We start from the raw sequence: 26,984 nt of genomic DNA, 5'->3' as shown, positions 1-26,984 counted from the left end.
TCCACCCCGGGCGGACGTCGCCAATGACACGAGAGATCTCGCGGGGGAGTCGTCCCCAGAACCGGAACGGAGTATCCATCTTATGAACACCAACGACCTCGACCAGGTTATATCCGAGTTGACCCAGATCAAGAAGGAGTACGTCGAGCAGCGTTCGGCGTTCGTCCCCGGAGAACGCATGGCCGGCTTACTGAAGGGGCTCGGCGCCACCGATGCCGACCTGGCCCAGCTCCAGCGGGTGAGCGACGACCTGCCGGACGATCCCACCCTCCCCTTCCGCCAGTCGAAGAACGGCCGCTTCCACTTCGACGTCAAGAACGGGACGATCGACCGGGGTGAGTTCCAGCCGTTCGCGCTGTCGGCCGACGAGGACTTCGTCCGTCATGACTCCGGACAGAAGCGCGAGTTCGCGGAGGTCGGCGACGACCTCCAGCTGAACCGGGCCTTCCAGGGGCTGCTCCTGTTCAAGGCGTTCATGGTCCAGGACGTGGAGATCGCCCACCGTCCGAAGCTGGACTACGACTACCCCGGCTGGGTGTGCACCCTGTTCAACCTGCGGACCGTCACCACGCCCGAACTCGTCGGCGAGCCCGCCCTCGAAGGGGTGCACAGCGACGGCGTGGACCACACCATGACCACCCTGCTCGGCAGCGAGAACATGACCGCCGACAGCGCGATCACCTTCCTCCACGACATGCGGCAGATCAACGCGGTCCGCTGGGACGAGGTCGAACCGGAGCTCGTCGTGGGCCAGTACCAGCACCGCCACTTCCTCGACACCATGCTGGTCGTCGACCACGAGCGGAAGCACAGCCTCTCCCCGGTGGTCGCCGCCGACCCGCAGCAGACATCCACCAGGGATATGCTCATCTTCTTCACGCGGAAGCCCGCCCTGGAGGGTCACATCTCCCACACGCACGACTCCCTCGCCCGCCATCGCGCCCTGCCGATGTCGGTCGGACTGCTTCCCTCGGTGGCGGTCTGATGGCGGCGGACGAGATCACGATCACCGACTTCCTGAACGTCGACATCCGCGCGGGCCGGATCGTCCGCGCCGAGGCGTTCCCGCGCGCCCGCCGACCCGCGTACAAGCTGTGGATCGACTTCGGCGACCTGGGCGTCCGGAAGTCCAGCGCCCAGATCACCGACCTGTACGCGCTCGACGACCTCGAAGGCCGCCTGGTGATGGCCGTGGTCAACCTCCCGCCCCGGCAGGTCGCGGACTTCATGTCCGAGGTCCTCGTCCTCGGGGTGCCGGGCGAGGGCGGCGGCGACGTGGTCCTGATCGCCCCGGACCGGGAGGTCAAACCGGGAGCACGGCTGCTCTGACCCGAACCGGCAGGCGACCGGCCTCGTCCGGCCCGTAGGCGGCCCGGAGCGGCGGGGAGACCTCGCCGGGGCCGGGCCGCTCGCCGCCGTCGTCCTGACAGCCGCTCATCGTGCGGTAGGGGTTGTAGCCGGGCGATTGCGGGGGGTTCGGCGCGCACGCCCGCGCGTGGCCGGTGGGCCGTGCCGGTGTGCGCGCCGCTCCGCCCGGGTGTCAGACGGCGGGCTGTTGCTGGGTGACGCAGTGGATGCCGCCGCCGCCGGCGCCGAGGGAGTCGATGTTGAGCTGCTCGACGGTGCGTCCGGGGAAGAGCCGGGCCAGGGTCGCCCGGGCGGCGGCGTCGGCCGTGCTGTCACCGAACTGGGCGGAGATCACGGCGCCGTTGCACGCGTAGTAGTTGGCGTAGGAGGCGACGAAGTTCTGGTTGGTGGAGCGGATCTTGTCGTAGTCCGGGCCCTGGAGCTTGGTCACCGCGGTCGGACCGCCTGCGGCCGTCGTGGCGGCGGACAGGATCCGGTACTGCTCGCGCGCGTCGTTGGCCCACGCGTCGGTGTCGGTCGCCAGCGGCATCTGGACCAGCCCGGCGCCGGGGGCGAGGAAGCGCGAGGTGGCGTCGACGTGGTCGTCGGTGATGTCCTGGTTCCTGATGCCGGTGAACCAGATGACCTTGGACGCGCCGTAGGCCTGGCACATCGCGGTCTCGATCTGCGCCTGGCTCATCCCGGGGTTGCGGTTGTCGTTGACGATGCTGCTGCGGGTGGCCATCAGGGTGCCGGCGCCGTCCTGTTCGATGGCGCCGCCTTCGGCGATCAGGCCGGCGGCGGTGAACGGCACCCCGACGTAGGCGGCGATGCGCCGGGCGACCAGCGCGTCGTTGGCGTGGGTCTGCCGGTTCCCCCAGCCGTTGAAGTTGAGGCCGACGGCGTCGAGTGCTCCCGGCCCGTTGGTGCGGAAGACCGGGCCGGTGTCGCGCATCCAGCAGTCGTCGACGGGGATCGTGGTGATCACGGTGACCGACGAGCCGCACAGGGAGCGGGCCTTGGCGGCGCTCGCGGGGTTGGCGCACATGATGACCGGCTCGTACTTGGCGATGGTCCTGGCGATCAGCGCGATGTTCGACTGGACGCCGCTGAGCTGGCTGCGCCAGATCGCGGTGCTGTCGGGCCAGGCCATCCAGGTCCGGGTGTGCCGCGTGCCGTCGATCGGGACGGCGAACCCACCCGCCAGCGCGGTGCCCTCGGTGCGGCTGCCGCGGAGGCCGGCCGCCGCGGCTGAGCCTGCCGCCGACGTCAGGGCCAGGCCGGCGGCGGTGAGGCCGGCCGCGGTGAGGAACTGTCGTCTGCCCAGGCCGGGTCTGTCCAGGCCGGGTCTGCTCGGGACGTGATCGTTCATCGGGTCCTCCGGTCAACTGCCCGTCTGGGCAACGGGATTGACTCGAAAGGTAGAACTAACCGAGCGCTCGGTCAATTATCTGCGCAGGATCGGACGGAGATTCCTGGAGCCGGGGCGTGGCCGGACAGGGCCTAGAGTTGCGCCATGGCGACAGGCGAGCAGGAACAGGTTCGGGCGGCCCCCGTGGTTCCGCAGGGGCGCACGCGGTCGTCGGCCAAGGGCGAGCAGACCCGGTCACGGCTCGTCTCCGCCGCCAGGACCCTGCTGGCCGGCGAGAGCGCCGGGCGCTTCACCACGCGCAACGTCGCCGCGCTGTGCGGCGTTTCGCACGGGATGTGCCACTACCACTTCCGCGACCGCACCGATCTGATCGTCGCGGTGATCGAGGACATCCGGCCGGAGTGGATCTCCCCGCTGGAGGAAGCGGTGGACGGCCCCGGCGACTTCGCCGAGCGGGCCGAGCGCGTGATCGGCCTGCTGACCCGGGGCGAGAGCCCGGACCTGTCGCACCTGCACGCGGCCCTGCACTGGCACGCCCTCAACGACGAACGCGTCCGGGGGAGTCTGGAGCAGGAGTACCTGCGCTGGCGGTCGTGCTTCGTCCGGCTCTTCCAGGTGCTCGCCGACGAGCGGGGCGGCGGCATCGACCCGCGGCCCCTGGGCGAGGCGGTCGCGGCGGCGGTGGACGGCCTCGCGGCCATCCAGTCCCTCGACTCGAACGTGGACGCGGCGACGGTGCTGGGGACGCTGGTGCGCGCGCTCGCCGGAGCACCGGCCGGGACGGCGTAGCACGCCCTGCGCCCCGGCGTCGTCCGCCCGTCGGCTGCCCGTCGGCCGAACGACACCGGGGCCCCGTGGAGTCCGCCGACCCCGCGGGACCCCGGCAGCCCGGAAGGTCCGGCAGCCCGGAGGGCCCGGCTACAGGGCCCGGCGGGCGGCCGCGATGGACCGCGGGTCCCAGCCCGGCCTGGGCACGGAGTCGAGCAGCAGCCGGGTGTAGGCGTGCCGGGGGCGGGCCAGGACCTCGGCGGTGGGGCCGGCTTCGACGATCCGGCCGTGCCGCATCACGACCACCTCGTCCGTGACGCACCGGACGACGCCCAGGTCGTGGGTGATGAACAGGTAGCCGATGCCGGTCTGTTCGCGGATGTCGGCGAGCAGGTTGAGGATCTGCGCCTGCACCGAGACGTCGAGGGCGGCCACCGCCTCGTCGAGGACGAGGACGGCGGGCTCGACGGCCAGCGCGCGGGCGATGGCGACGCGCTGGCGCTGGCCGCCGGAGAGCTGGCGGGGCAGGGCCTCGGCCTCGCGCTCGCCGAGGCCGACCTGGTCGAGGAGTTCGGCGATCCGGCGGGGGTGGTCCGCGTCGGGGAAGTGCAGCCTGAGCGTCTCGCGCAGCGCCGCGCCGACGCTGGTGCGGGGGTCGAGGGACAGGTACGGGTCCTGGAAGACCATCTGGACCTCGCGGGCGCGGGCCAGCCGGTGGGCCCGGCCGCGCCGGTGCTCGGTGCGGTCCCGGCCGTGCACCAGGACGCGTCCGGAGTCAGCCCGTTCGAGCCCGACGACGATCCGGGCGGTGGTGGTCTTGCCCGACCCCGACTCGCCGACGATGCCCAGCGATCCGCCTTCGGCCAGGGTGAACGAGACGTTGTCGGCCGCCTGGACGCTCCCGTAGGCGCGGTGCAGACCGACGGCCTTCAGGACGGTCTTCGGCATCGCTGGTTCTCCTCCGGGGCTGGTCGTGGTGCGGCTACCGGCAGTGCTGCTGGGCATCGGCGGTCACCTCCGCGACGCGGTCGCCGTGGTGGCAGGCGGCCCGGCGGGCCGGCTCGTCGGCGAGCGGCAGCAGGGCCGGCGCCCGCTCGGCGCACACCTCGGTCGCGAGCGGGCAGCGGGCGGCGAAGGGGCAGCCCGTCAGGTCCTCGCGCAGGCTCGGCGGCCTGCCGCCGATGGCGGCCAGCCGGCCCCGGGGGGAGTCCAGACGGGGAGTGGAGGCGAGCAGCGCGGCCGTGTAGGGGTGGCGCGGCCGCTCGAACAGGGCCTCGGCCGGCCCGGTTTCGGCGATCCGCCCCGCGTACATGACGTAGACGCGGTCGCTGATGGCGGCGGCGAGTCCGAGGTCGTGGGTGACGAAGACCAGTGCGGTGCCGAAGCGTTCGCGCAGGTCGCCGAGCAGGGCGACGACCTCGGCCTGGGTGGTGACGTCCAGCGCGGTGGTGGCCTCGTCGGCGAGGATCAGCGCGGGATCGCCCATCAGCGCCCCCGCGATCATGACGCGTTGCAGCATGCCGCCGGACAGCTGCCCCGGGTACGTGCCGAGCGTGCTCTCCGGGAGCCCGACGGCGGCCAGCATCTCGGCGGCCCGTCCGGCGGCGGCGTCGGCCCCGCCGGGGCCCCGGCGGCTGGTCTCGGTGAGGAAGTCGCCGATGCGCCGGAGCGGGTTGATGGAGGCGCGCGGATCCTGGAAGACCATGGCCGCGGTGTCGGTGCGCAGGTGGCGCAGCTGCTCCGGGCTCATGGTGAGGACGTCGTCGCCGTTGACGCGTACGACGCCCTCGGTGGTGGCGCCGCGCGGCAGCAGCCCGAGGACGCTGCGGGAGGTGAGGCTCTTGCCGGAGCCGGATTCGCCGACGAGGGCGACGGTCTCGCGGGCGTCGACGGTGAGGTCGACGCCGTCGAGGACGGGCCGGGCGGTGCCGGGCAGGCGCAGCCGCAGGCCCTGGATGTCGAGGACGTTCATCGGTCCCTCCTGGCGACCTGGTCGGCCCAGCGTTCGCCGACGACGTTGAAGGCGACGACGGTCAGCACGATGGCGACGCACGGCAGGATCGCCGACAGCGGGTAGCCGTGCTGGATGGCGGTCTGGCCGTCGAAGACCATGCGGCCCCAGTCGGGGGTGAGCGCCGGGACGCCGAGTCCGAGGAAGGAGAGGCCGGCGAGGTCGATCAGGGCGTAGCCGAAGTTGATGGTGGACTGGGCGAGGACGACGGGGGCGATGCCGGGGATGATGTGGCGCAGGCAGATCTGGAGCCCGGAATGGCCTTGGACGCGGTAGGCCTCGACGTAGGGGCGGGAGCGTTCGGCGAGGACGAGTGAGCGGCTGAGGCGGCTGACGTAGGGCAGGTAGGCGATGGCGAGGGCGATCACCGGGGCGATCAGCCCCTCGCCGTAGACCGCGACGATCAGGATCGCCAGCAGCATGCCGGGGAAGGCGAAGACCAGTTCGGTGGAGCGGGACAGGACGGAGTCGAGCCAGCCGCCCCGCCAGGCCGCGGTGACGCCGATGGCGACGCCGGCCAGGGTGGAGAAGGCGACCACCCCGAGCGGGCCGAGCAGTGAGGTGCGGGCGCCGAGCATCAGCCGGGACAGGGTGTCCCGGCCGGCGGCGTCGACGCCGAGCAGGTGGTCGCCGGAGGGGCCGGCGAGGGCGTTGCCCAGGTCGACGGCGTTCGGGTCGTACGGGGCGAGCCAGGAGGCGAGCACGGCGACCAGGACGACCACGGCGACGAGGCCGAGGCAGAGGTGGTACAGGGGTGCTCGGGCGGTGCGCAGGCGGGCGAGGCCGGGGCGGCGCAGGACGGTGGTGCTCATGCGGCGGACCTCTTCGGCGCGAGGGTGACCCTGGGGTCGACCAGCGGGTGCAGCAGGTCGACGACGAGGTTCACCGCCATGAACAGCCCCACCATGAGCAGCGAGATCGCCTGCACGGTGGGGAAGTCCTTGGTGGTGGTGGACAGTTCGAGGAGCTGGCCGATGCCGCCGACGCTGAACGCGGACTCGACCAGGACGGTGCACACCAACAGGGTGGAGACGATCAGGCCTCCCGTGGTCAGGACGGTGCCCAGGGCGTTGCGGAACACGTGCCGGCGGATCACCTCGTGCTCGGCGACGCCCCGGCTGCGGGCCACGGTGACGTGCTCCTGGCCGAGGACCTCCTGCATCGCGGCGCGGGTGACCCGGGCGAGCATGCCGATCAGGTAGAGCGCCAGCGCGACGGCGGGCAGGGCCAGGTGCCACAGCATCGGGCCGAGTCCGTCGCCGGTGCCGCCGGTCGGGAACCAGCCCAGCTTCACCGCGAACAGGCCCTGCAGCAGGACGGCCGCGACGAAGGACGGGGTGCCGACGGCCACGGTGGTGGCGACCAGGATGGTCGAGTCCACGGCGCCGCCGCGGACGGCCCCGATCCAGCCGAGGAGCACGCCGATGGCGACGACCAGGAGCAGGGCCATGGTGACGAGCAGGAGGGTGGCGGGCAGCCGGTCGGCCAGCAGCCGCGACACGTCGGTGCGGTAGGTGATGGAGCGGCCGAAGTCGCCGTGGACGATCTGGCCGAGCCAGCGCAGGTACTGCAGCAGGAACGGTTCGTCCAGGTGGTACTGGTCGTTGATCGCCCTGAGTGCCTCGGGGGAGGCGGAGCGGCCCGAGAGCAGGAAGCTGGCCGGGTTGCCCGGCGCCAGGTACATCGCGCCGAAGATCACGAAGGAGGCGCCGAGGAGGGTGGCCGCCATCTCGGCCAGCCGTCGTGCGGTGAAGCGCAGGAAACTCACGTGGAAGCCCTCACGTCCGGGGGCGGGGCGGCGGCCGGGAGGACCGGCCGCCGCACGGTGGATCCGGGAGACGTCACTGGGCCGAACCCACGTCGGCCGCCCACGGGTAGTACATGTAGGAGATGGTGGTCGGGGCGCCGGTGATCCTCTTGTTGAGGAACACGGCGGTGGGCCACTCGGCGACCGGGATCCACAGCAGCTGGTCGGACGCGGTCTTCTGGAGCTGCGCTTCGAGGGTGAAGCGCTCCGCCGGGTCGGCGGCGGCGGTCGCCTTGTCGACCAGGTCGTCGTAGGCCTGGTCGCTGTAGCCGGCGAAGTTCTGGTAGGCGCCGGTCTTGAAGTTGGCCAGCAGGTCCAGCGGGTCGGTGATGGAGTCGTAGTACGTCTCCGGGAACAGGTCGATGCCCTCGCGCGCCTTCGCGTCCGTGAACAGCGCGGTGAAGGCGTTGGGCGCGATCGTCTTGAGCTGGACGTCGAGACCGATCCTGGCGCCGGCCGACTGGACGGCGGTGGCCAGCAGCGAGACGTCCTGGCCGATGGAGCTGGTCGCGACCGTGACGGTCTTTCCGGTGGCGCCGGCCTCCTTGACCAGGGCCTTGGCCCGGTCGATGTCCGGGGCGGTCGGGGTGAGTCCCTCGAACGCCTCCTTCCTGACGTCCGGCGGCGCCGCGGCCCAGGCCGCGCGGGAGGTGAGGGAGCCGGTGGCGCTGCCGGCGCCGGCGAGCCCGGTGCGCACGAAGCCGGAGCGGTCGAGGGCCAGCGACAGCGCCTTGCGGACGCGGACGTCGCCGAGCACGCCCTTCATGTTGGTGACGTTGACGTTGACCGTGCTGAGGCCCTCGCCGAAGTAGAGGGTGCCCACGCCGCTCTTGCTCAGGCGGTCGTAGCTCTCGGTCGGGATCAGGTAGCCGCCGTCCGCCTCGCCGCTGATCATGGCGTTGACGCGCGCCGAGGGGTCGGTCAGGAAGCGGAAGTCGACCTTCGCGGACTTGGCCTTGGTGCCCCAGTAGCCGTCGAAGCGCCGCAGCTGGATGGACTGGCCCTTGTTCCAGGAGCCGAGCTGGTAGGGGCCGGTGCAGTCCAGGCTGCCGGAGGTGCCGTAGTCCTTGCCGGCCGCCTCGATGCCCGCCTTGGACGCGACGACGCCCGCGGCCGTGGCCATGTACTGGTTGAACTGCGAGTCGGGCTGCTTGAGCTTGACGGTGACCTGGAGCGGGCCGCTCTCGGTGATGGTGCTGACGTTCTGGAACTGCTGGGCCCAGGCCGCCGCGTTGTCGGGGTTCATCTGCCGGCCGAGGCTGTACACCACGTCCTCGGCGGTCATCACGCCGCCGTCGTGGAAGTGCACGTCGGGCCGCAGGTCGTAGACCCAGGTGGTCGGGTCGGGGCTGGTGGTCCTCGCCGCGAGCCCGGGAGCCAGGGTCAGTTGCGGGGTCCACCGCATCAGGCTCTCGCACACGTTGGACAGGATGGTGTTCTGCGGGTAGTCGAACGCCGAGATGTAGTCGAGGGTCGGCGGCTCGGCGTACACGGCCCAACTGAACGAGTCGAGCGGGCCCTTGGCGGCCGGGGTGTCGGCGGACAGCTTGTACGCCTGGTCGCCGCTGCCTCCGTCACCGCTCTTCGGCGGCCCGGCGCAGGCGGCGACCAGGGCGAAGGCTGCCAGGGCGGCGGCCGGCAGGGCGTAGCGGCGGTGCGGGGATCTGTGCTCCGGGCGCTGGCTTCGTGGCATCGAGGGTTCTTTCTTCCAGGCTCAACGGGGGTCCGGCGGGCGGGGGTCCGGCGGGCGGCCCCGGCAGCGGGGGTTCGCTGCCCGGGCCGCGGCGACGGGCAGGTGGTTGTGCGTGCGGGCTGCTCAGGCGGTGGGCACCTGCTGGGTGATGCAGTGGACACCGCCGCCGCCGTAGGCGATCACCCGGGAGCGGACCCCGACGACCTTGCGGCCGGGCAGGGCGGCCGCGATGGCGGCGAGGGCCCCCTCGTCCTCCGGGACGTCGGCGACCGGGACGACGACGCCGCCGTTGGCGATGTAGAAGTTGAGGTAGCCGACCTCGACGTCGGTGCCGTTGACCTGGACGAAGGCGCTCTGCGGGACTTCGAGGATCTCCAGCTTGCGGCCCCGGGCGTCGGTGGCGGCCGCGAGGACGGCGTGGTTGGCGCGCATGCGCTCGTAGTCGGGGTGGTCGGGGTCGGCGGGCAACTGGACGATCACCTTGCCGGGGGCGACGAACGCGCAGACGCCGTCCACGTGGCCGTCGGTCTCGGTGTCCAGCAGACCGCCGTACGGGAGCCAGATGATCGTGCTGACGCCGAGCTTCGCGATCAGTTCGGCCTCGATCTCCTCCTTGCTCATGCCCGGGTTGCGGTTCGGGTTCAGCAGGCACTGCTCGGTGGTGATCAGCGTGCCCTCGCCGTCGACCGTGATCGCCCCGCCTTCGAGGATCATCCGGGAGTCGATGCGCTCGACGCCCAGGCGCTCCAGCAGCCGCCCGGCGATCAGGTCGTCGGTGTCGTACGGGTGGTGCTTGCCGCCCCAGGCGTTGAAGCGGAAGTCCACACCGGCCCGCCGGCCGTCCTCGCCGAGGACGAAGATCGGCCCGGAGTCGCGGAACCACGAGTCGTCGATGGGGAGTTCCACGACCTCGACGCCCTGCCCGCACAGCTCCTGCGCCTCGGCGCCCCGGCCCGGCAGCGCGACCATCGTGACCGGCTCGAACTCGGCGATCGCCCGGGCGACCTGGGAGTACTCCCGCTTGGCCTCCTCGAAGGTCTCCCCCCAGAGGTCCGACCTGGTCGGCCAGGCCATCAGGCACCCGTCGTGGGGGGTCCACTCGGCCGGCATCTGGAACGTCATGACGGATCCTTCTCTCTTGTTCTAATTTTCAGTCAGGATGAGGCCGAGAGTGGCCGACGGAGGTGGTCGGCGGGGGCTCGGCCGCGCTCAGCCGGCGGGCGGCACGGCGGGCTGCGACTGGGTGGAGCAGTGGATGCCGCCGCCGCCGAATCCGAGCAGGCTGCGGCGGGTGGGAACGGGCGTGTCCAAGAGGACTCCCTTGGGGGCGGGAGGTGTGGGGTGACGCACATCTTGGCTGCAACTAAAAATTCAGTCAATACCCGATACGTACGGTATCGCGGTTTCCTTGCCGTACCGGCCTGCTGTGCGCCTGCAGCGGGCCCGCCGCGAGCCTGCCGTGAGCCCGGACCGGGGCCATCCGCCCGGCCGTAGGGGAGTTGGGGCCTGAAACTTCGATCAGGAATTCCTCCATGGGAGACCCCGGCCCGGTAGGGTGATCGCTTGTGTCGGATCGTCGAACAGAGATACTCATCGCCGCCACCCGCGTCATCGCGCGGCGTGGTGTGCGCGGGCTGCGCGTGGGCGAACTGGCCGCCGAGGCGGGGGTGTCCACCTCGCTGCTGTACTACCACTTCACCGACCGGGCCGGGCTGCTCCGCAAGACCCTGGAGTTCATCAGCGACCGGGCGGACCGCTACACCGCCGAGGGGGACTCGGCGGGGTACTCGGACGATCCCCGGCGTGATCTCGAACAGGTCCTGCTCCTGGAACTCCAGGACACCCCGGACGTGCGGGAGAACAGCACGGCCTGGGGCGAGTTGAGGGCCAGCGCGGTCTTCGAGCCCGATCTGCGGGAGGAGCTGGCACGGGCCACCCACGCCTGGGTGCACGACGTCGCGGACCTGCTCGGCCGCGCCCGCCCCGAGGCCACGGCGCCGGCCCACACGGCATCCGCCGAACGCCTCACCGTCCTGATCGAGGGCCTCAGCGCCCGCTGGCTGACCGGTTCGATGCCGCTGGAGCACGCGCGACGCTTACTCCGGGAGGCGATCGAGGTGGAGTTGGAGGCGCTGCCGGCCGTCGTGCGGTGCCGCTGCTGACCGATCCTCCGCCTGCCCGGGGTTCGGGGCGGGCCGCCGCCGGCGCCGGTGCGCCCCGCCGTCGCAGGGGCTCCGCGAAAACCCGTTTGGCGGACGAGGCGACCGCTGCTATGTTTCCGGAGGCCGTGCGAGAGAACGAGGAGGTGGTACCCGTGAACGCAGTATTCACGTGGGTGCTCTCCTCCGGGGTCACGGTCGGGCGATAGGTCGTCCGGGAGCGCCGTATCCGAGCCCTCCCGAAAGGCACGACCATGCACTTCACTTCTGAACAGCGCTTCGACGACGGTGTCCTCGAACGCGAGTTCACCCTCGGCGAGATCCCCGGCATCCTGTGGACGCCCGGATCCGTATCCGCACCGGCGCCCCTGATCCTGCTCGGCCACCCTCCCCTCGGACTGCGCAGGATGTACCCCCGACTGGTGGCCCGGGCCCGGCACGCCGCGGCGGACGGCTTCGCCACGGCGACCATCGAGCTCCCCGGAAGCGGCGACAGGCCTCGTTGGCCCGCCCTGGAGCAGGCGCGCGCCGACCTGCGTCGGGCGCTGGAGGCCGGCGAGCCGGTCAGCGACGAGATCGTCGACGCCCTCATCCTCCCGCTGGTCGACAAGGCGGTCCCGGAATGGCGGTCCGCCCTGGACGCCCTCCTCGCGCTGCCCGAGGTCTGCGGCCCGGTCGCGTACTCGGGGGGAGTGATCTCCATCGGGGTCCGGCTGGCGGTGGTCGAGCCGCGCATCTCGGCCGCCGTTCTGTTCGCCGGCAGTTTCGTGCCTCGCTCCATGTTCGAGGAGGCCCGGCAGGTCACCGTTCCGCTGCACGTCCTGCTGCAGTGGGACGACGAGGGCAACGACCGGCAGGCGGCCCTGGACCTGTTCGACGCCTTCGGCTCGAAGGAGAAGTCCCTGCACGCCAACATGGGCGGGCACACCGGCGTCCCGCAGTTCGCCGGGGACGCCGCGGCCCAGTTCCTCACCCGACACCTGAAGTGAGGACGGGCCGTCGGACCGGCGGCGGACGATAGCTGATGCCGACGGCCTGCCACTCGTCGAGGGCAGGCCGTCGGCCGTCGACAGCTCTCCGCACCGTGGGCCCCTGCCGAACTCGGCGGTTTCTAGGGGCCCGTGCCGCCTGAAGTCGTCAACTGTTCTGCGGAGCTTCGGGGAGACCGCGCATCTCGGCCGGTGTCAGGTGAACCGCGCGTTCACCCGACGGCCGGGATGTCGTGGGTGGCGCAGTGGATGCCGCCGCCTCCGGCGGCGATGTTGTCGATCTTGACGGGGACGATCTCGCGGTCGGGGAAGTGCTGCTTGAGGATCTGCTGGGCGCGGACGTCGGCACGGTCGTCGCCGAACTTCGGGAGGTAGACGCCCTTGGAGCCGATGTAGAAGTTCATGTAGGAGGAGACGAAGGCGTCACCGCGGCCGGTGATCTTGTCGGGGTCGGGCTGCTGGAGCTCGATGACGTCGAGCTTCCTGCCGCGGGCGTCGACGGCGTCCTTGAAGACGCCGCGGGCCTGGTCGGCGGAGCGGGACCAGACGTCGGCGGGTGAACCGGGGAAGGCCTGGTCGAGCAGGACGACGCCGGGGGCGGCGAAGCGGGTGAGGCAGTCGACGTGGGCGTCGGTGATGTCCTTGCCCCTGACGCCGGCCAGCCAGATCACGGTGGTGACGCCGAGGGCCTTCTTGAGCTCGGCCTCGACCTGGTCGCGGGACATGCCGGGGTTGCGGTTGCCGTTGACGACGGAGCTCTCGGTGACCAGCAGGGTGCCCTGGCCGTCGCTCTCGAAGGAGCCGCCCTCGGCGACCAGCTTCGTCTCGATGCGCTCCACGCCGTACTTGGCCAGGACGGTGCGGGCGATCTTGCCGTCGTTGGCGTGCTGCTGCTTGTTGCCCCAGCCGTTGAAGTTGAAGTCGACGCCCTTGACCTTGCCGCCCTCCTCGACGAACACCGGCAGGGTGTCGCGGGCCCACAGGTCGTCGACGGCGATGGGGACGACCTCGACCGCCGAGCCGCACGCGCTCTGGGCGGCGTCCTTCTGCTCGGGGCGGGCCATCAGGACGACCGGTTCGCGGGCGGCGATGGCCCGTGCCAGGCCGGCGATGTCCTTCCGGACGTCGGGGAGCTGGTCGCCCCAGACGTTCTCCGAGGCGGGCCAGGACATCACGGTGCGGACGTGCTTCTCCCATTCGGCGCCGAAGCGGCGCGCACCGGGCGCCGCCGGGCCCCCGGACGGCTGCGGGGCCTGTGTGGCGTCCTCGACGGGTTCGTCGAGGTCCGAACAGGCGGTCAGGCCGAGGGCGAGGACGCCCGCGCCGCCGAGGGAGCGCAGCACGGTGCGCCGGGACAGGTCACGGTAGGGCACGGGGATTCTCCGGTCAGGGTAGCGCCGACTTCGAGCTTGCCGTCAACACTTTCATTGACTGAAAAGTCAGTCAAATGCGAGGATCGGCCCGCCCACTGATGACGGGCGCCTTCGACCGTCAGCCGTAGCTGTCAGCTGTCGGCACGGAACGCCCCGTGGACCCGCAGGTCGCCGTTGATCGACACCTGCCCGTCGTCCGTGTGCACGCTGGTGCGGACCGACAGGTGCCCGTCGGCGTTCGCCTTGCCGTGGAACCGCGATTCCCCCAGGACGCGCAGGACGCCCTCGAACCCCGATTCGATGGGACCGGCGCGAACCGGACCTGCACTGGCCGAAACGGAATCATGGAGTCCCATTGGTCTCCCGTGCGCCCTCTGCTCGCACCCGTAGTACCCCTTCACCGCGGCCTCACCAGGGCTTGTCCGGTGGTGCGGCGCCCGGCCTCGACACCGTACGCGTCGTGGATCGCCGCTCCCTGAATTTGACTGAATTTTCAGTCTAATAAAAGATGCGATGGCACCCGGTTCCAGGACCGGCCCGCCGCAGCGCGGGCTCCGTGCCCCCTGGCGGCCCGTCCACCCCCCCACGGAGGCGGGCCGCCAGGGCCTTCGCCGCGCACGCGTCGGCCGCCGCCCGACCCCACAGCTCCAGGAAGGACGACCGTGCAGGTCACCACCGATGACATCAGCGCAACCAGCCCGGTTGCGCACCGTGCTCCCCGCCACCGCTGGCGGTTCGCCGTCGTCCTGGCGATGGTCGTCGCCCTGTGCGGGGGCGGGATCGGGCTGTACCTCAACGAGCGCAACACCCGGGAGCAGACCCGCGAACTGGCGATCCCCACCGCCCAGGACTGGATCGAACTGGACGTCACCGCCCAGGACGTGGACCCGGCGGCCCAGCAACTGACGCTCTACATCACGCCCGTACCGCACGGCAGGCTCGCCGCCGGCGCCGACGGCCAGGCCTTCAGCCGCCCCGTCGAGATCACCGTCACCGGCACACCCAGGACGACCATCCGGGCCGCCGAGGGCGAGAGCGCGGCGCCCCAGCTCGTCCACGTCGGCATGTACGACGGCACCATCACCGACTACCCCTTCGACCGCTACCGCATGGAGGCCGGCTTCACGGCCACCAGCGGCGCCACCCCCGTGCCGGTCGGCCTGGTCGTCACCGACACCGACCCGTTCTTCGTCCTGCGCCCGCAGGCCACGGCCGGGGCCACCGGCACCGTCGCCCTGGACGCGAAGATCACCCGCTCCCGCAGCACCTTCATCCTCGCCTGGTTCATGATCGCGGCGATGTGGGCCATCGCCCTCGCCGTCCTCGGCGCCGCCGAGGTGCTCTACCGCAAGCGCGAGGGCCTGGTGTGGCCCTCCCTGGGCTGGATGGCGGCCAGCCTGTTCGCCCTGATCGGCATGCGCAACGCCGCCCCCGGCTCACCGCCGATCGGATCGCTGATCGACTACCTCGCGTTCTTCTGGGCCGAGGGAATCATCGCCGCCAGCCTGGCCTGCACCGCCTGGTGCGGCATCCGCACCGAGCACCGCCAGCGCCGCGAACGCGAGGCCGCCGCCGACCAGCCGTGAGGACCGGGCGCGGCGCGGAGCGGGCGGAGAATGGCCGGAAAGTGCCGCAACTGCCGTGCGCAGCAGGATTGTTGGGGGAACCTGACGCGCCCATGCTGAATTCGCCCGGCCTGCGCCGGGCCGCCGGGTGGGCGGGCGGCTCAGGTACCCCACGCCCCGACGCTCGCGCGCCCCACCCTCACCCCCCACCTCAGGCTTCGCGGGAGAACCCTCATGGGAATGACCTCTGCTCTGCGACGTGCCTCGGTCGTACTCGCCGGCGGCGTGGCCGCGGTCGGGCTGTTCGCGCCGACCGCCGCGGCCGCGGACACCCCGGTCGTCCTGGCCTGCCAGGCGACCCCGCCGATCGGGTCGGCACAGACCTTCAACCTCAACGCCGGTGTCAACGCCGCCGCGCCCGCCACCGTCACGGCCGGCAGCCAGTTCACCGTCACCCTGGCCCCCGACGCGCTCACCGTGCCCACCACGGTGGGCGGTTACAGCATCCAGTCGATCAGCAACATCGTGCTCACCGTGCCGGTCCCCGCGAACGCCACGCTGACCGGCGAGTCGCTGACCGGCGGCTCCGGCTACTCGGGCAGCGCGAGCGTCGCGGTGAACAACGGCAACGTCGTGCTCACGGTGAACGGGTCGGTCGACGGCGGCGGCACCTTCACGCTCCCCGCGCTGACCCTGAACCTGGCCGCCGGGGCCTCCGGCAGCGTCATCCGCACCTCGGTGGCCGGTACGAGCTACACGGACCCGGGGCTGACCTTCACGGCGACCGTGCCCGTCTCGTTCTTCACCGTCGACGTGCCCACCGCCTGCTACCCGGCCACCGCGCAGGCACTCAGCACCACGACGGTGAGCTGACCGGGGGCTCGCCCCGGAGGCGACCGAGGCGAGAACAGCACCGGGGCCGGCGCACGATGTGCGCCGGCCCCGGTGTCGGAAGTAGCGGGGACAGGATTTGAACCTGCGACCTCTGGGTTATGAGCCCAGCGAGCTACCGAGCTGCTCCACCCCGCGTCGGTGGTACCGACCGTACGGCACCGACTGGCGATCACCTAATCGGACAGGGCGGCCAAGCGCAGGGGCACCGGCCGCTGCACCCGGCCGCCCGGTGTCCGAGCCTGCCGCTTCCTACGGGTGATGGCTGCTTCCGGTCCAGGAGGGGGCTGCGCCCTGTTCCTCCTGCGGCGCGTACGGCTGGGGGTACGGGTAGGTGTGGTGATCCGGCTGCGGCTGCGGCTGCGGCGGCGTGGGCGACTGCGACCAGGGCTGGGACAGCGGCGACTGCGGCGACTGCGGCGCCTCCGCGCGGTGGTGCCCGGGGGCGGTGCGGGCGGTCGAACGGCCCGGACGCAGGGGCCACCACAGGCCGCGGCCGAGGAGCGCGGCCAGGGCGGGCACCAGGACGACGGACAGCAGGAACGCGGAGAGCAGGATGCCGAGCGCGGTCGCGAAGCCGATCTGCTGGGTCGAGGGCTGCGGGGTCACGGCGAGGCTGGCGAAGGAGCCGGCCAGGACCAGGCCCGCCGTCGCGATGGCCGGGGCGGTGTGCCGGAGGGCGCGCGCGACCGCTGCCCGGGGCGGCCCGGGGTGTTCCATCTCCTCCCGGATCCGGTCGCTGATCAGGATGTTGTAGTCGGTGCCGAGCGCGACCACGAACAGGAACAGGACCAGCGGCAGCATGAAGTTGACGCCCGGCTTGCCCATCCCGTGCTGGAACAGCAGGGCGGCCGCGCCGAGGGTGGCCGCGAAGCCGAGGCCGACGGAGAGCATCAGGACGACCGGCGCGAGCAGGCTGCGCAGCAGCAGGAGGAGGATGACCCCGATCAGTGCCGCCGCGACCGGGAAGACCAGCCGCAGGTCGCGGTCGACGGCGGTGGAGACGTCGGCGAAGACGGCGGGGGTGCCGCCGACGTGTGCGCTCAGGCCGGCCGGTGTGCTCTGGGCGACGGCGGAGCGGATCGGTCCGGAGACCAGGCCACGGGCCTGTTGGGACTGCGAGTCCGCGGTGAGGAACAGATCGATTCTGGCGGCCTGCCGGTCCTCGCTCAGGACCGGCTTGGCGACCTGGCCGACGCCGGTGACCCGGGTGAGGCCCTGGGCGAGGCCGTCCAACGCGCCGGGGGAGAGCGGGCCGGCGCCCTTGGTCTCGACGTAGACGCTGGTCGGGTCCGCCACACCGGCGGGCAGGGCGCGGGAGATCTCGGCGGCGGTGGTCTGGGACGCGGTGCGCGGGCCGCCGCCCAGGCCGTAGTCCATCTTGATCCCGGCGAGCCCGCCGGCCAGGGCGCCCAGGAGGGCGAGCGAGGCGAGGACCATGACCACGGGCCGGCGGGCCACCAGGTCGGCGAAGCGGGCGGTGGCGCCGTCGCGGGGTTCGGCCTTGAGGGCGCGTGAGGGCCAGAACAGCTTGCGTCCGCAGGCCGCGAGCACGGCGGGCATCAGGGTGAGGCTGGCCAGCAGCATGACCAGGACCGAGATCGCGACGGCCGGGCCGAGCACCCGGAACTGCCCGAAGCTGGCGACCCCGAGGGTGGCGAACGCGGCAACGATGGTCAGCGCGGCCGAGGTGACCGCGGTGCCGACCTTGTGGCTGACCTCGGCGGCGGTGGCACGGTGGTGGCGCTCGGGGTGGGCCCGCAGCTGCTCGCGGAAGCGGAACATCAGGAACAGGAAGTAGTCGATGCCGATGCCCAGCAGCACCACGCCGATCAGGCCCGGCACGGACGGGTCGAGCTTGATGCCGGTGAGCAGCGCGGTGCCCACGACCGCGCCGCCGGCCACGCCGCTGATGAGGGCCACCGAGATCAGCGGCAGCAGGGCGGCCAGGACGCTGCGGAACACGAGGACGTGGAGCAGCACGATCAGGGCGGCGGAGCAGGCGCCCACGACGGTCGCGAGGGTCTTCCCGTCGTCGGCGGAGTCGACCTGGTCGGCGAGTGCGCCGGTGAAGCCGGTTCTCAGGCCCTGGGCGGCGAACTCCGCCCGGGTGTTGTCCCGGAACGCCCGGTAGGTGTTCTCCAGGCCCGGGTCGGCGGGGTTTCCGGTGAGGTTGGCGGAGAGCAGTTCGAAGGTCCCGTCCGGCGCCGCCATGGCCGGGCTGACCTGGGGGATCTGCGAGTAGTCCCGCTGAAGGGGCGCCGCGTCCTTGGGCTTGGGCATGGTGACCTTGAGGCGGCTCAGCCGCTTCGCCCCGTCGCCGATCTGCTGCCGGTCCGCGGCGGTCAGCGCCCCGCCGTCGGCCCGCGCGACCAGGACGGTCACCGGGTTGGCGTCGGGCTTCGTCCCGAAGCGGTCCTGGGCGATCTTCATGGCGGCGGCCGAGTCGTAGCTCTTCGGCAGGAAGTCGGCCGTCTGCGTCTGGGTCACCCGGTAGATCAATGTCTGGCTCAGGACGGTCAGGAGTATTCCCAGGACCGCCCATACGGCGATCACCTTCCACGGATTTCTGGTGGAGAATCCGGTCAGGGCGCGGATCACGATGTCCTCCGGCGGTGGTGCTGTCGCCGGGGATTTCCGGCACGTCTCCAGACCATCACGGCGTACCGGGCGTTCTCGTCCGAGCGCGGGAGGAGAACGCCGTCAGGACCTGAGCCCGCCACCAGGCCAGGACCAGGACCAGGGGCCTGGTCCGGGATCGGCCCCGGGTGCCGGGCCCGGGGCCGGGGGCCACAGGGAGAATGGACCGCGGACGCCCCCCCCGGGGGGCTCCGCGGGAACGCCACACGGCTCACGGACGACGGCACACCGACCGGTCACGGAACGGCACACCGACCGGTCACGGAAAGGACCACCACCAGCATGTCGACGCACCACCGGCCCCTGCCGCAGCAGCAGCCGCCGCAGCAGCAGCAGCCGCCGCAGCAGCAGCCGTCGTCGCCGCCGAGAGCCGACGGCCTGCCCTGGACGGCCAGTGACGCGCTGGTGGCCGTCGGGGCGGCCGCCCTGGACCTCCTCGGCTACTCGTTCGGCGGCCCGGACGAAAGCCAGCCGATCGCCCTGACGGCGCTGGCCCTGCTCGTACTGGCGGCCATGCCGCTGCTCACCAGGCGCCGCTACCCACTGGCGTCACTGGCGGGTGTGCTGGTCCTCGGCCTGGCACTGAACCTGAGCGGGCCGGTGCCGCAGCACTTCAACTGCACGCTCTGCGTCGCGCTGTTCGCCGTGGCCAGCTCCCGGGGCATCGCGGTGGCGGCGCCGGCCGCCCTCGTGGCGGCCGTCGTACCGCTGCTGGGCCGGGAGCAACCGCTGCCGCCTCCGCTCTCGCGAGTGGTGGCCAACGTGCTCGCCGCGGCGCTGGTCATCGCCGCGGCCGAGGCGCTGAAGCGCTGGCAGCACGCGGTGGAGGTCAGGCGCAGGCTGCTGGCCGACCGCGCCGTCGCGCAGGAACGGCGCCGCATCGCACGGGAGTTGCACGACATCGTCGCCCACCACATCACCACCATGCAGCTGATGGCCGGCGGTGCCAGAGCGAACCTCGGGCGTGACACCGAGGTGGTGCGCGACGCCCTGGTCACGCTGGAGGGCTCCGGGCGGATGGCGCTGCGCGAGATGCGCCAACTGCTCGACGTGCTCCGGGCCGGCGACGAGCCGGAGGAGTCGCCGGCCGAGCCCCAGCCCGGAGTCGGGCACCTCGGACGGCTCGTCGAGGAGTCCCGCAAGGCCGGCCTTCCCACCGAGTTCACCGTCCTGGGGGAGGAGCGCCCGCTGCCGCCGAGCACCGGCCTGGCGGTGTTCCGGATCGTCCAGGAGTCCCTCACCAACACCCGCAAGCACGCCGGCCGGGCCCAGGCGCGGGTCCGGCTGACGTACCACCCGGACCGGATCACCGTCGAGGTGTCCGACAACGGCACCGCCGCGCCGGCCGACACCCTGGTGGGCGCCCTGGCGGGAGCGGGCGGTACGGCCGGACCGAGGGCGGGCCGCACCGGGTACGGTCTGATCGGCATGCGCGAACGCGTCGCGCTGCAGGGCGGCAGCATGGTGGCCGGCGCCGTGGACAGTGGTGGCTTCCGGGTGGAGGCCAGCCTGCCGGTGGCGCCGGCCGACGGAGAGGAACGGCTCGGATGACGGGAACCCCGGAGCGGATCAGGGTGCTGATCGCCGACGACCAGCCGCTGGTACGACGCGGCCTGGCCCTGATCCTGGCACCCGACCCGGCGTTCGAGGTGGTGGCCGAGGCGGACGACGGCCAGCAGGCGGTCGACCTCGCGCACCGGCACCGGCCCCACGTCGTGGTGATGGACATCCGGATGCCGGTTCTCGACGGCGTCCAGGCGACCGAGCGGCTCACGCGGGAACTGCCGGCCTGCCGGGTCCTGGCGCTGAGCACCTTCGACATGGACGAGTACGTGGTCGCCGCCCTGCGCGCCGGCGCCTCCGGCTTCCTGCCCAAGGACGTCTCCCCGGAGGAGCTCTCGGCGGCCGTGCGCACCGTGCACACCGGGGAGGCGGCGGTGGCGCCGCGCCTGCTCACCCGGCTGATCTCCACGTACGTCACCGCGCCCCGCCTGCCGCCGGCACCGGCACCGGTGCCGGTGTCCAGCCTGGGTGAGCTGACGCCCCGCGAGATCGAGGTGTGGCACCTGCTGGCCACCGGCCTGGACAACGCCGAGATCGGGTCGGCGATGGGCATCAGCGTCTCCACGGTCAAGAACTACATCACCAGCATCTTCGCCAAGCTGAGTGTCCGCGACCGTGCCCAGGCGGTGATCGCGGCCTACGAGTCCGGCCTGGTCGAGGCCCGGTCCGCGAACGCGCCGGGCTGAGGCGGACCGAGCCTGTCCGAGGCGGACTGATCCCGGCAGCGATACTCCACAGACGGCCTCGCGGCCCCCGCCCACGGGAGCCGCGAGGCCGTCTGTCCGGTGTCCGGCCCCCCGCGCAGGCAGGGGGCGCCCCGAGGGGTGGGGCGGTCAGCGGCAGAGGGCCGCGTCCAGGGCGTCCGCCATGTGCTGCGCGCCGGCCTCGCCCGGGATGGCGGTGACGGTGATGGCGGCGGCGCGGCCGTCGTCGGTGACCCCGTTGCGGGAGCGATAGCCCGCGGTGGTCCCGCCGTGGCCCCAGGAGAGGCCGCCGCAGGAGAGCGGCTTGCTCTGCAGGCCCAGCCCGTAGCGGACCCCCGGGCCCAGGAGCTCGGCGGGGACGGTGGTGCGCATCTCGGCGAGCTGCGCCGCGGGCAGGAGTCGGCCGCCGAGGAGCGCGGCGTAGAAGGAGTTGAGGTCGGTGTTGGTGGAGACGATCGCCCCCGCCGCCCAGGCCGCCGAGGAGTCCATCTCGGTGTAGTCGATCGTCCGCGCGTCCGGCGAGCTGCGGTAGTAGCCGTGAGGGTGGGCCTCGTGGATGCCGGTGTCCCCGGGGGTGGGGAAGTAGGTGTGGCGCAGGCCGATGCGGTCGATGACGCGCTTGGTGATCTCCTCGCCGACGGGCCGTCCGGTGACCTTCTGGACGATGAGTCCGGCGACGACGTAGTTGGTGTTGCTGTACTCCCAGCTGGTACCCGCGGGGAAGCGGGCCTGTTGGGCGAGGGCCGCGTCGAGGAGGTCGCGGGGCTCGAAGTAGCGGTACTGGATCGTGGTGAAGTCCGGGAGTGCGGGGGTTTCCATGTAGTCGGGCAGGCCGCTGGTGTGCTGGAGCAGCTGGCGGACGGTGATGTTGCGCCCGTCGATGCCGTCGCCGCGCAGCAGGCCGGGGAGGTAGGTGTCGACGGGCGAGTCGAGGCCGACCTTTCCTTCGGCGACGAGCTGGAGGACGACGACGGCGGTGAAGGCCTTGGTGTTGCTGCCGGCGCGTATCTGCCCGTCGACGGGGACCTTGGCTCCGGTGGCGAGGTCGCCGACGCCGGCGGTGTAGGTGCGGGTGCGGCCGTCGCGGCCCTTGACCGAGGCCAGTGCGGCGGGCAGGCCGTCGTCCTTGACCAGCGCGTTCAGGCTCGACTGGACGTTGTCCGGCTTGCCGCCCGCGAACGCCGCGGTCGGTGCCAGCACTCCGGCCGCCACGACGCCGGCGGCCACGGCTGCCGCCACCATGTGCCGACCACGGCGGATCCGGCGGGACGGGTTGTGCGGGACGTGCTCGTTCACGGAAGAACTCCTCTACGGGAAAGGGGAATTGGCGGGGTGCGCGGGCGCGCGGGTTCTGCGCGCCTCGGCGCGCAGAACCCGCAGGTCGTCCTAGGCCCTGTCCGGTACGGACGCTCAGGCCGGATCGCGGAGGGTCAGCGGCACAGGGCCGCGTCCACCGCGGTCTCAATGTGCTCTCCGGCCTCATCACTTGGGATCATGGTCACCGCGATGCTGGTGGCGCGGCCGTCATCGGTGGCGCCCCCGGCGGTCCGGTAGCCCGGAATGGTCCCGCCGTGGCCCCAGGACAGGCCACCGCACGACAGCGGCCGGCTCATCAGGCCCAGCCCGTATCGGACGCCCGGACCCACCCCGTCGGCGGGGACGGTGGTGCGCATCTCGGCGAGCTGGGCCGCCGGGAGGAGGCGGCCGCCGAGGAGCGCGGTGAAGAACGAGTTGAGATCGGTGGTGGTGGAGACGACGGCGCCCGCCGCCCAGCCCCAGGACGGGTCCAGTTCGGTGTAGTCGCGGAACGAGCCGTCGGCGTTCTGGTTGTAACCCTTGGGGTGGGCCTCGCGGATGCTCATGTCCCCCGGGGTGGGGAAGTAGGTGTGGCGCAGGCCGATGCGGTCGACGATGCGCCGGTTGATCTCCTCGCCGAGCGGCCGCCCGGTGACCTTCTGGATGATCAGGCCCGCCGTCAGGTAGTTGGTGTTGTTGTACTCCCAGCGTGTGCCCGGGGCGAAGTGAGCCTTCTGGGCGAGGGCCGAGTCGAGCAGTTCACGCGGTTCGTAGTACCGCTTCGGACTGGTGAGGATCGAGTCCTTGTTCACGTACTCGGGCAGGCCGCTGGTGTGCTGGAGCAGCTGGCGGACGGTGATGTTGCGCCCGTCGATACCGTCGCCGCGCAGCAGGCCGGGCAGGTAGGTCTCGACGGGGGAGTCCAGGCCCACCTTTCCTTCGGCGACGAGCTGGAGGACGACGACGGCGGTGAAGGGCTTGGTGTTGCTGCCGATCCGTATCTGCCCGTCGACGGGGACCTTGGCTCCGGTGGCGAGGTCGCCGACGCCGGCGGTGTAGGTGCGGGTGCGGCCGTCGCGGCCCTTGACCGAGGCCAGTGCGGCGGGCAGGCCGTCGTCCTTGACCAGCGCGTTCAGGCTCGACTGGACACTGTCCGGCTTGCCGCCCGCGAACGCCGCGGTCGGTGCCAGCGCTCCGACCGTCATCACGCCGGCGGCCACGGCGGTCACGACCGCCATCGCCCGGTGCCGGCCGCCCCGGCGGGAGCGCGGGAGGAGGCTGTGCGGTGCATGCTCGTTCACGGAGGAACCCCTCTGAGGAATGGCGCCGGTGATTCCCGGCCTTGACCAAGAGGACCATTCAGGGGCAGGGGAGTTCGTCCGTACCCAGGACGAGACCGCACCCGGGAGCTGGCTCCGGGAGCCGCCCCCGGCCAGGACCGTGCTCCCCGGCAGCTCGGACCGGGAGGCCGATGGGGCAGCATGGGTGACGGACCACCACCGGGATCCGTGGCACCACCGCGCCTGCGCGGGCACGCGTCCCCGCCCGAACGGAAGACATCTTCGTGACCGATACCGCCGCCGCCCCCACCGAGCAGATCCGGGCCCGTCTCGCCGGGTACGAGCGCAGGTTCGGCACGCTGGCCGAGCAGTACTTCCAGGACCTGGCCGCCACCTTCGACGCTCCGTCGTCCAGCCGGTTCACCCCGGACTGCCTGGCCCTGCTGCGGGACCTGTCGCTGCGCGGCGGCAAGCGGATGCGGGTGGCCCTGCTCTTCGAGGCCGCCCGTCTGGTGACCGCCGAACCCGTGGCGGGGCTGGACGACGCCGCGCTGAGCATCGAACTGCTCCAGACCCACGGGCTGGTCCACGACGACATCATCGACGACAGCCCCACCCGCCGGGGCGGGCCCTCCACCTACTACGCCTACCGGGGGCGGTTCCCCGACCGGCCGCAGGCCGCGCTCGGGCTCGCCCTCCTCGCCGGCGACCTCGCACTCGCGCTGTCCCTCCAGGTGCTCCTCGACTCCCGGGCCCCGCTCCCGGTCCGACAGGCCATGGTCGAGGTGCAGACGCGAGCGGCGACGGCCACGTTCGTCGGCCAGATCATCGACCTGGAACGGGACTTCACCGCGGACCCGGACGAGGAGGTGCTGCACGACGTGGCCGACTACAAGACCGCCCGCTACTCGGTCCTCGCCCCGCTCCAGCTGGGACTGCTCGCCGCAGGCGTCCAGCCCGCCGCCCACGACGGGGAACTTCGCCGCTACGCCCGGCTGGTGGGGATCTGCGGGCAACTGCGCGACGACTACCTGGACCTCTTCGGCGACGCGGGGACCATGGGCAAGCCCACCGGAACGGACATCCGGGAGGGGCGGCGCAACTACACCGTCCGCGCCGTCCTGGCGGCGGCCACCGACGCCGAGCGGGACGTGGTGGAGTCCGCACTCGGCGACGGAGCCTGCACCGAGGAGACCATCGCCGCCATCCGCGACCTCGCCCACCGCCACGGCGTCCCGGAGCGGATGCGGGCGGAGATGCGGCGCTTCGCGCACGCGGCCGCCGCGGAAGCCGCAGCCTGGCGCCCCAGGTGGCGGGAGGAGGCGGTCGCGTTCTTCGAGTACCTGCCGAGGTGGAGCGTCGAGCGAGCCCGGTGAGGTGAGGTGAGCCCGCGACCGGGAGGGCGGAGGACGGGCGAGGGGCGGGCGGGGAATCCCGTCCGATCCTGAGCGGCGGTCAGTTGGCTCCGGGCCCGATCTCGGTGGTGAGGACGAGCTTGCCGCGGGTGCGGCCCGCCTCGCCGCGGGCATGAGCGGCCCCGGCCTGCTCCAGCGGGAAGGTCCGCTCCACCTCGACGGCGACCTCGCCGGCGTCGATCAGCGCGGCGATCGTGGTCAGCGCGGCGCCGTCCGGTTCGACCAGGAACGGGGTGACCCGCGCATCGGCCGCCTCGGCGGCCGCGGCCAGCTCGGGGGAGACGCCGGCCGGGATGGCGACCAGCAGGCCGCCGGGGCGCAGGACCTTCAGGGAACGGGTGCTGGTCAGGTCGTGGTCGTCGCCCACCAGGTCGATGACGACGTCGATGTCGGCGGTGGCGTCCTCGAAGCGGGTGCTGGTGTAGTCGATCACCTCGTCGGCGCCGAGCTCCTTGAGCCAGGGGTGCCGGGCGGCGCTGGCGGTGGCGATCACGTGGGCGCCCAGGTGGCGGGCGAACTGGACCGCGAAGTGGCCCACCCCGCCGGCGGCGGCGGTGACCAGCACCCGCTGGCCGGCCCGCACCCGGGCGGTGTCGACGACGGCCTGCCAGGCGGTCAGTGCCGCCAGCGGCACGGCGGCGGCGTGCACGTGGTCGAGCGTGGCCGGCTTGCGGGCGAACTGCCGGGCCGGGGCGGTCACGTACTCGGCGTAGGCGTTCGCGGCGCGCGGGAACCACGGCATGCCGTACACCTCGTCACCGGCCTTCAGCGTGGTCACGCCGAAGCCGACCTCCTCGACCACGCCGGACACGTCCCAGCCGAGCGTGAACGGCGGCTCGCCCAGCAGGCCGGCCATGCCGGAGCCGCCGCGGGTCTTCCAGTCCACCGGGTTGATCCCGGCCGCGTGCACCCGCACCAGCACCTCCGTCGGCAGCGGCACCGGGCGCGCCACCTCGGCGACCCGCAGTGCCTCCGGCCCGCTGAACGTGTCCTGGACCACCGCGCGCATCGTGTCTGCGGACATGCGTCATCTCCCGAAGCATCAGAGTGTGGATGGCCGTTCAGCGGCCGTTCCTCGATGTCGGCGACGCTATCCCCGCAGGTATGGTTACCTTCAAGGGCTAGTACTTCCCATCGGGAAGTGTCCTGGTGAGGAGAGTGAGCATGACGACCACCTGCCCCAGCGGCGAGCACTCGCAGCACGACGTCTACGCCGCCCAGTGCCCCTGTCGCATCCTGCTCGACCTGCTCGCCAACAAGTGGGCCGCCCTCGCCATCGGCGCGCTCGACGACGGTCCCCAGCGGTTCGGCGAACTCCAGCGCCGCCTCCAGGGCGTCAGCCCCAAGGTGCTGACCCAGACCCTGCGGCGCCTGGAGGACTTCGGCATCCTCGACCGCACCGTGTACCCCGTCGTCCCCCTGCACGTCGAGTACTCCCTCACCCCCCTCGGCCAGAGCGCCGCAGTGCCGTTGAACGCGCTTCGCTCCTGGGTCGAGGAGAACATCGACCAGGCCTTCCGTCCGGAGCCGGTCGCGGGGTAGCCGGGCACTGGCCGCGACCGGCTCTCGCAGCCGAGGGTTCAGCACGCAGCCGAGGGTTCGGCACGCCGCTGACGGTCGGCACGCGGTCACCCGGTTCGCCCGTGAACCCGGGGCCGGCTCAGGCGGCGGCCGCGCTGGGCCTCCATCGTGCCGCAGGCGACGGAGCGGGCGTGGTCCTCGGCCTCCGGGTCGATGCCGAGCAGCCGGTTGTGGTGCAGGTGCACGCCCATCGAGCCGCCATACGGGTTCAGACCACCAATGTCCTGCTCACCCTCGACGGCCGATGGATCGACCGCTTCGACTACACCCCCACGCCGCAGCAGCCGGTCGCGGCCAACGCGTACTTCGACTTCGCGGACCGGTACCTCCGCGAACTGCCGGAGGACGCCGTCATCGTCCGCGTCCGATTCCATTCGTGACGTCCGGCGGCCACCGCCGATCCTCCCGTCCGGGGCGCTGCTTCGAAGAAGCGCCGCAGTTCCTCAGCGGACGTAAGCGCAGCTGCGGCGAGTCCGCAGGCCCGGGTCTGTGCCCGTGTGTTACTGGGTACGGAGGAGATCGGCGGGGGA

The 26,984-nt window shown here is 72.2% G+C and carries 26 protein-coding genes and 1 tRNA gene; 12 read left to right on the top strand and 15 right to left on the bottom strand.

All coding sequences use genetic code 11. The features are described 5' to 3' along the window. The first annotated feature begins 82 nt into the window (after window positions 1-82). Both ABT015_RS12550 and ABT015_RS12545 read left to right on the top strand, forming a co-directional pair. A complete protein-coding gene (locus ABT015_RS12550) occupies window positions 83-985 on the top strand; it encodes a 2OG-Fe dioxygenase family protein (RefSeq protein ID WP_350878834.1) in 903 nt (300 codons plus the stop codon). Then, window positions 985-1,329: a tRNA-binding protein gene (locus ABT015_RS12545; protein WP_063352396.1), complete on the top strand. Its 345-nt coding sequence runs from the start codon at window positions 985-987 to the stop codon at window positions 1,327-1,329. The genes ABT015_RS12550 and ABT015_RS12545 overlap by 1 nt, the downstream gene beginning before the upstream one ends. A gap of 211 nt (window positions 1,330-1,540) precedes the next feature. On the opposite strand, the gene ABT015_RS12540 is transcribed toward ABT015_RS12545, so the two are convergent. Further along, window positions 1,541-2,719 (bottom strand): agmatine deiminase family protein, encoded by a 1,179-nt coding sequence (locus ABT015_RS12540; RefSeq protein WP_350878833.1) that lies wholly within the window; start codon window positions 2,717-2,719, stop codon window positions 1,541-1,543. 144 nt (window positions 2,720-2,863) lie between these two features. Between ABT015_RS12540 and ABT015_RS12535 the strand changes: the two genes are divergently transcribed. Further along, entirely contained in the window at window positions 2,864-3,508 is a 645-nt protein-coding gene (locus ABT015_RS12535) for a TetR/AcrR family transcriptional regulator (RefSeq protein ID WP_350878831.1), read from the top strand. A gap of 129 nt (window positions 3,509-3,637) precedes the next feature. On the opposite strand, the gene ABT015_RS12530 is transcribed toward ABT015_RS12535, so the two are convergent. From ABT015_RS12530 to ABT015_RS12505, 6 genes are all read right to left on the bottom strand, one after another. Further along, on the bottom strand, window positions 3,638-4,435 hold the full coding sequence (locus ABT015_RS12530) for an ABC transporter ATP-binding protein (RefSeq protein WP_350878830.1): 798 nt from the start codon (window positions 4,433-4,435) through the stop codon (window positions 3,638-3,640). A gap of 34 nt (window positions 4,436-4,469) precedes the next feature. Further along, window positions 4,470-5,459, bottom strand: a complete 990-nt coding sequence (locus ABT015_RS12525; RefSeq protein WP_350878829.1) for an ABC transporter ATP-binding protein — start codon at window positions 5,457-5,459, stop codon at window positions 4,470-4,472. Further along, entirely contained in the window at window positions 5,456-6,310 is an 855-nt protein-coding gene (locus tag ABT015_RS12520; RefSeq protein ID WP_063352389.1) for an ABC transporter permease, read from the bottom strand. The genes ABT015_RS12525 and ABT015_RS12520 overlap by 4 nt, the downstream gene beginning before the upstream one ends. Further along, window positions 6,307-7,266, bottom strand: coding sequence for an ABC transporter permease (locus tag ABT015_RS12515; RefSeq protein WP_350878827.1), 960 nt, complete (start codon window positions 7,264-7,266; stop codon window positions 6,307-6,309). The genes ABT015_RS12520 and ABT015_RS12515 overlap by 4 nt, the downstream gene beginning before the upstream one ends. 73 nt (window positions 7,267-7,339) lie before the next feature. Then, the gene (locus tag ABT015_RS12510) at window positions 7,340-8,998 is read right to left on the bottom strand and encodes an ABC transporter substrate-binding protein (protein ID WP_350878826.1); all 1,659 of its coding nucleotides are present in this window, start codon (window positions 8,996-8,998) and stop codon (window positions 7,340-7,342) included. 123 nt (window positions 8,999-9,121) lie between these two features. Continuing rightward, a complete protein-coding gene (locus tag ABT015_RS12505) occupies window positions 9,122-10,120 on the bottom strand; it encodes an agmatine deiminase family protein (protein WP_350878824.1) in 999 nt (332 codons plus the stop codon). A gap of 443 nt (window positions 10,121-10,563) precedes the next feature. On the opposite strand from ABT015_RS12505, the gene ABT015_RS12500 reads away from it, so the two are divergent. Both ABT015_RS12500 and ABT015_RS12495 read left to right on the top strand, forming a co-directional pair. Then, window positions 10,564-11,160: a TetR/AcrR family transcriptional regulator gene (locus ABT015_RS12500; RefSeq protein WP_063352386.1), complete on the top strand. Its 597-nt coding sequence runs from the start codon at window positions 10,564-10,566 to the stop codon at window positions 11,158-11,160. 251 nt (window positions 11,161-11,411) lie between these two features. Beyond that, entirely contained in the window at window positions 11,412-12,146 is a 735-nt protein-coding gene (locus tag ABT015_RS12495) for a dienelactone hydrolase family protein (RefSeq protein ID WP_350878823.1), read from the top strand. A gap of 212 nt (window positions 12,147-12,358) precedes the next feature. Here the strand turns inward: ABT015_RS12495 and ABT015_RS12490 are convergent, their stop codons facing one another. Continuing rightward, window positions 12,359-13,519 carry an agmatine deiminase family protein gene (locus tag ABT015_RS12490; protein WP_350878822.1) on the bottom strand — a complete coding sequence of 387 codons (1,161 nt, stop codon included), beginning with the start codon at window positions 13,517-13,519 and terminating at the stop codon, window positions 12,359-12,361. Between the two features lie 131 nt (window positions 13,520-13,650). Beyond that, window positions 13,651-13,875 (bottom strand): hypothetical protein, encoded by a 225-nt coding sequence (locus ABT015_RS12485; protein WP_350878821.1) that lies wholly within the window; start codon window positions 13,873-13,875, stop codon window positions 13,651-13,653. Window positions 13,876-14,181: 306 nt separating this feature from the next. On the opposite strand from ABT015_RS12485, the gene ABT015_RS12480 reads away from it, so the two are divergent. Continuing rightward, complete coding sequence (locus ABT015_RS12480) at window positions 14,182-15,105, top strand: DUF4436 family protein (RefSeq protein WP_350878820.1); 924 nt, start codon at window positions 14,182-14,184, stop codon at window positions 15,103-15,105. Window positions 15,106-15,324: 219 nt separating this feature from the next. Continuing rightward, window positions 15,325-15,957, top strand: coding sequence for a cyclase (locus ABT015_RS12475; RefSeq protein ID WP_350878819.1), 633 nt, complete (start codon window positions 15,325-15,327; stop codon window positions 15,955-15,957). Between the two features lie 82 nt (window positions 15,958-16,039). On the opposite strand, the gene ABT015_RS12470 is transcribed toward ABT015_RS12475, so the two are convergent. After that, window positions 16,040-16,113 (bottom strand) — tRNA-Met (locus ABT015_RS12470). A gap of 114 nt (window positions 16,114-16,227) precedes the next feature. Next, window positions 16,228-18,576: an MMPL family transporter gene (locus ABT015_RS12465; RefSeq protein ID WP_350878817.1), complete on the bottom strand. Its 2,349-nt coding sequence runs from the start codon at window positions 18,574-18,576 to the stop codon at window positions 16,228-16,230. A 321-nt stretch (window positions 18,577-18,897) separates the two neighbouring features. On the opposite strand from ABT015_RS12465, the gene ABT015_RS12460 reads away from it, so the two are divergent. Both ABT015_RS12460 and ABT015_RS12455 read left to right on the top strand, forming a co-directional pair. Next, on the top strand, window positions 18,898-20,166 hold the full coding sequence (locus tag ABT015_RS12460) for a sensor histidine kinase (RefSeq protein WP_350878815.1): 1,269 nt from the start codon (window positions 18,898-18,900) through the stop codon (window positions 20,164-20,166). Then, a complete protein-coding gene (locus ABT015_RS12455) occupies window positions 20,163-20,864 on the top strand; it encodes a response regulator transcription factor (RefSeq protein ID WP_350878814.1) in 702 nt (233 codons plus the stop codon). Before ABT015_RS12460 ends, ABT015_RS12455 begins: the two co-directional genes overlap by 4 nt. A 147-nt stretch (window positions 20,865-21,011) precedes the next feature. On the opposite strand, the gene ABT015_RS12450 is transcribed toward ABT015_RS12455, so the two are convergent. Next, window positions 21,012-22,178 (bottom strand): serine hydrolase domain-containing protein, encoded by a 1,167-nt coding sequence (locus ABT015_RS12450; protein WP_502897292.1) that lies wholly within the window; start codon window positions 22,176-22,178, stop codon window positions 21,012-21,014. A 134-nt stretch (window positions 22,179-22,312) separates the two neighbouring features. Beyond that, entirely contained in the window at window positions 22,313-23,416 is a 1,104-nt protein-coding gene (locus ABT015_RS12445) for a serine hydrolase domain-containing protein (protein WP_350879000.1), read from the bottom strand. A 326-nt stretch (window positions 23,417-23,742) separates the two neighbouring features. On the opposite strand from ABT015_RS12445, the gene ABT015_RS12440 reads away from it, so the two are divergent. After that, a complete protein-coding gene (locus ABT015_RS12440; protein WP_350878813.1) occupies window positions 23,743-24,834 on the top strand; it encodes a polyprenyl synthetase family protein in 1,092 nt (363 codons plus the stop codon). 79 nt (window positions 24,835-24,913) lie between these two features. On the opposite strand, the gene ABT015_RS12435 is transcribed toward ABT015_RS12440, so the two are convergent. Then, window positions 24,914-25,897 (bottom strand): NADP-dependent oxidoreductase, encoded by a 984-nt coding sequence (locus ABT015_RS12435; protein ID WP_350878812.1) that lies wholly within the window; start codon window positions 25,895-25,897, stop codon window positions 24,914-24,916. A gap of 140 nt (window positions 25,898-26,037) precedes the next feature. On the opposite strand from ABT015_RS12435, the gene ABT015_RS12430 reads away from it, so the two are divergent. Next, window positions 26,038-26,415 (top strand): winged helix-turn-helix transcriptional regulator, encoded by a 378-nt coding sequence (locus tag ABT015_RS12430; RefSeq protein WP_350878810.1) that lies wholly within the window; start codon window positions 26,038-26,040, stop codon window positions 26,413-26,415. 86 nt (window positions 26,416-26,501) lie between these two features. Here the strand turns inward: ABT015_RS12430 and ABT015_RS12425 are convergent, their stop codons facing one another. After that, complete coding sequence (locus ABT015_RS12425; RefSeq protein WP_350878809.1) at window positions 26,502-26,645, bottom strand: hypothetical protein; 144 nt, start codon at window positions 26,643-26,645, stop codon at window positions 26,502-26,504. Here ABT015_RS12425 and ABT015_RS12420 point away from each other — a divergent pair. Then, window positions 26,634-26,834 (top strand): hypothetical protein, encoded by a 201-nt coding sequence (locus tag ABT015_RS12420; RefSeq protein WP_350878807.1) that lies wholly within the window; start codon window positions 26,634-26,636, stop codon window positions 26,832-26,834. The two genes, ABT015_RS12425 and ABT015_RS12420, sit on opposite strands and share 12 nt — an antisense overlap. The last annotated feature ends 150 nt before the right edge of the window (window positions 26,835-26,984 follow it).

The organism is Kitasatospora sp. NPDC094016, from assembly GCF_040304045.1.
Lineage (GTDB): Bacteria > Actinomycetota > Actinomycetes > Streptomycetales > Streptomycetaceae > Kitasatospora.
This window is presented reverse-complemented; position numbering and strand designations above follow the sequence as displayed.

Excerpts from the sequence above, each read along its gene's own strand:
- ABT015_RS12550 (WP_350878834.1), top strand. The coding sequence starts at position 83 with ATGAACACCAACGACCTCGACCAGGTTATATCCGAGTTGACCCAGATC.
- ABT015_RS12545 (WP_063352396.1), top strand. The coding sequence starts at position 985 with ATGGCGGCGGACGAGATCACGATCACCGACTTCCTGAACGTCGACATC.
- ABT015_RS12540 (WP_350878833.1), bottom strand. The coding sequence starts at position 2,719 with ATGAACGATCACGTCCCGAGCAGACCCGGCCTGGACAGACCCGGCCTG.
- ABT015_RS12535 (WP_350878831.1), top strand. The coding sequence starts at position 2,864 with ATGGCGACAGGCGAGCAGGAACAGGTTCGGGCGGCCCCCGTGGTTCCG.
- ABT015_RS12530 (WP_350878830.1), bottom strand. The coding sequence starts at position 4,435 with ATGCCGAAGACCGTCCTGAAGGCCGTCGGTCTGCACCGCGCCTACGGG.
- ABT015_RS12525 (WP_350878829.1), bottom strand. The coding sequence starts at position 5,459 with ATGAACGTCCTCGACATCCAGGGCCTGCGGCTGCGCCTGCCCGGCACC.
- ABT015_RS12520 (WP_063352389.1), bottom strand. The coding sequence starts at position 6,310 with ATGAGCACCACCGTCCTGCGCCGCCCCGGCCTCGCCCGCCTGCGCACC.
- ABT015_RS12510 (WP_350878826.1), bottom strand. The coding sequence starts at position 8,998 with ATGCCACGAAGCCAGCGCCCGGAGCACAGATCCCCGCACCGCCGCTAC.
- ABT015_RS12505 (WP_350878824.1), bottom strand. The coding sequence starts at position 10,120 with ATGACGTTCCAGATGCCGGCCGAGTGGACCCCCCACGACGGGTGCCTG.
- ABT015_RS12495 (WP_350878823.1), top strand. The coding sequence starts at position 11,412 with ATGCACTTCACTTCTGAACAGCGCTTCGACGACGGTGTCCTCGAACGC.
- ABT015_RS12485 (WP_350878821.1), bottom strand. The coding sequence starts at position 13,875 with ATGGGACTCCATGATTCCGTTTCGGCCAGTGCAGGTCCGGTTCGCGCC.
- ABT015_RS12475 (WP_350878819.1), top strand. The coding sequence starts at position 15,325 with ATGACCTCTGCTCTGCGACGTGCCTCGGTCGTACTCGCCGGCGGCGTG.
- ABT015_RS12460 (WP_350878815.1), top strand. The coding sequence starts at position 18,898 with ATGTCGACGCACCACCGGCCCCTGCCGCAGCAGCAGCCGCCGCAGCAG.
- ABT015_RS12455 (WP_350878814.1), top strand. The coding sequence starts at position 20,163 with ATGACGGGAACCCCGGAGCGGATCAGGGTGCTGATCGCCGACGACCAG.
- ABT015_RS12445 (WP_350879000.1), bottom strand. The coding sequence starts at position 23,416 with ATGGCGGTCGTGACCGCCGTGGCCGCCGGCGTGATGACGGTCGGAGCG.
- ABT015_RS12435 (WP_350878812.1), bottom strand. The coding sequence starts at position 25,897 with ATGTCCGCAGACACGATGCGCGCGGTGGTCCAGGACACGTTCAGCGGG.
- ABT015_RS12430 (WP_350878810.1), top strand. The coding sequence starts at position 26,038 with ATGACGACCACCTGCCCCAGCGGCGAGCACTCGCAGCACGACGTCTAC.
- ABT015_RS12425 (WP_350878809.1), bottom strand. The coding sequence starts at position 26,645 with ATGGGCGTGCACCTGCACCACAACCGGCTGCTCGGCATCGACCCGGAG.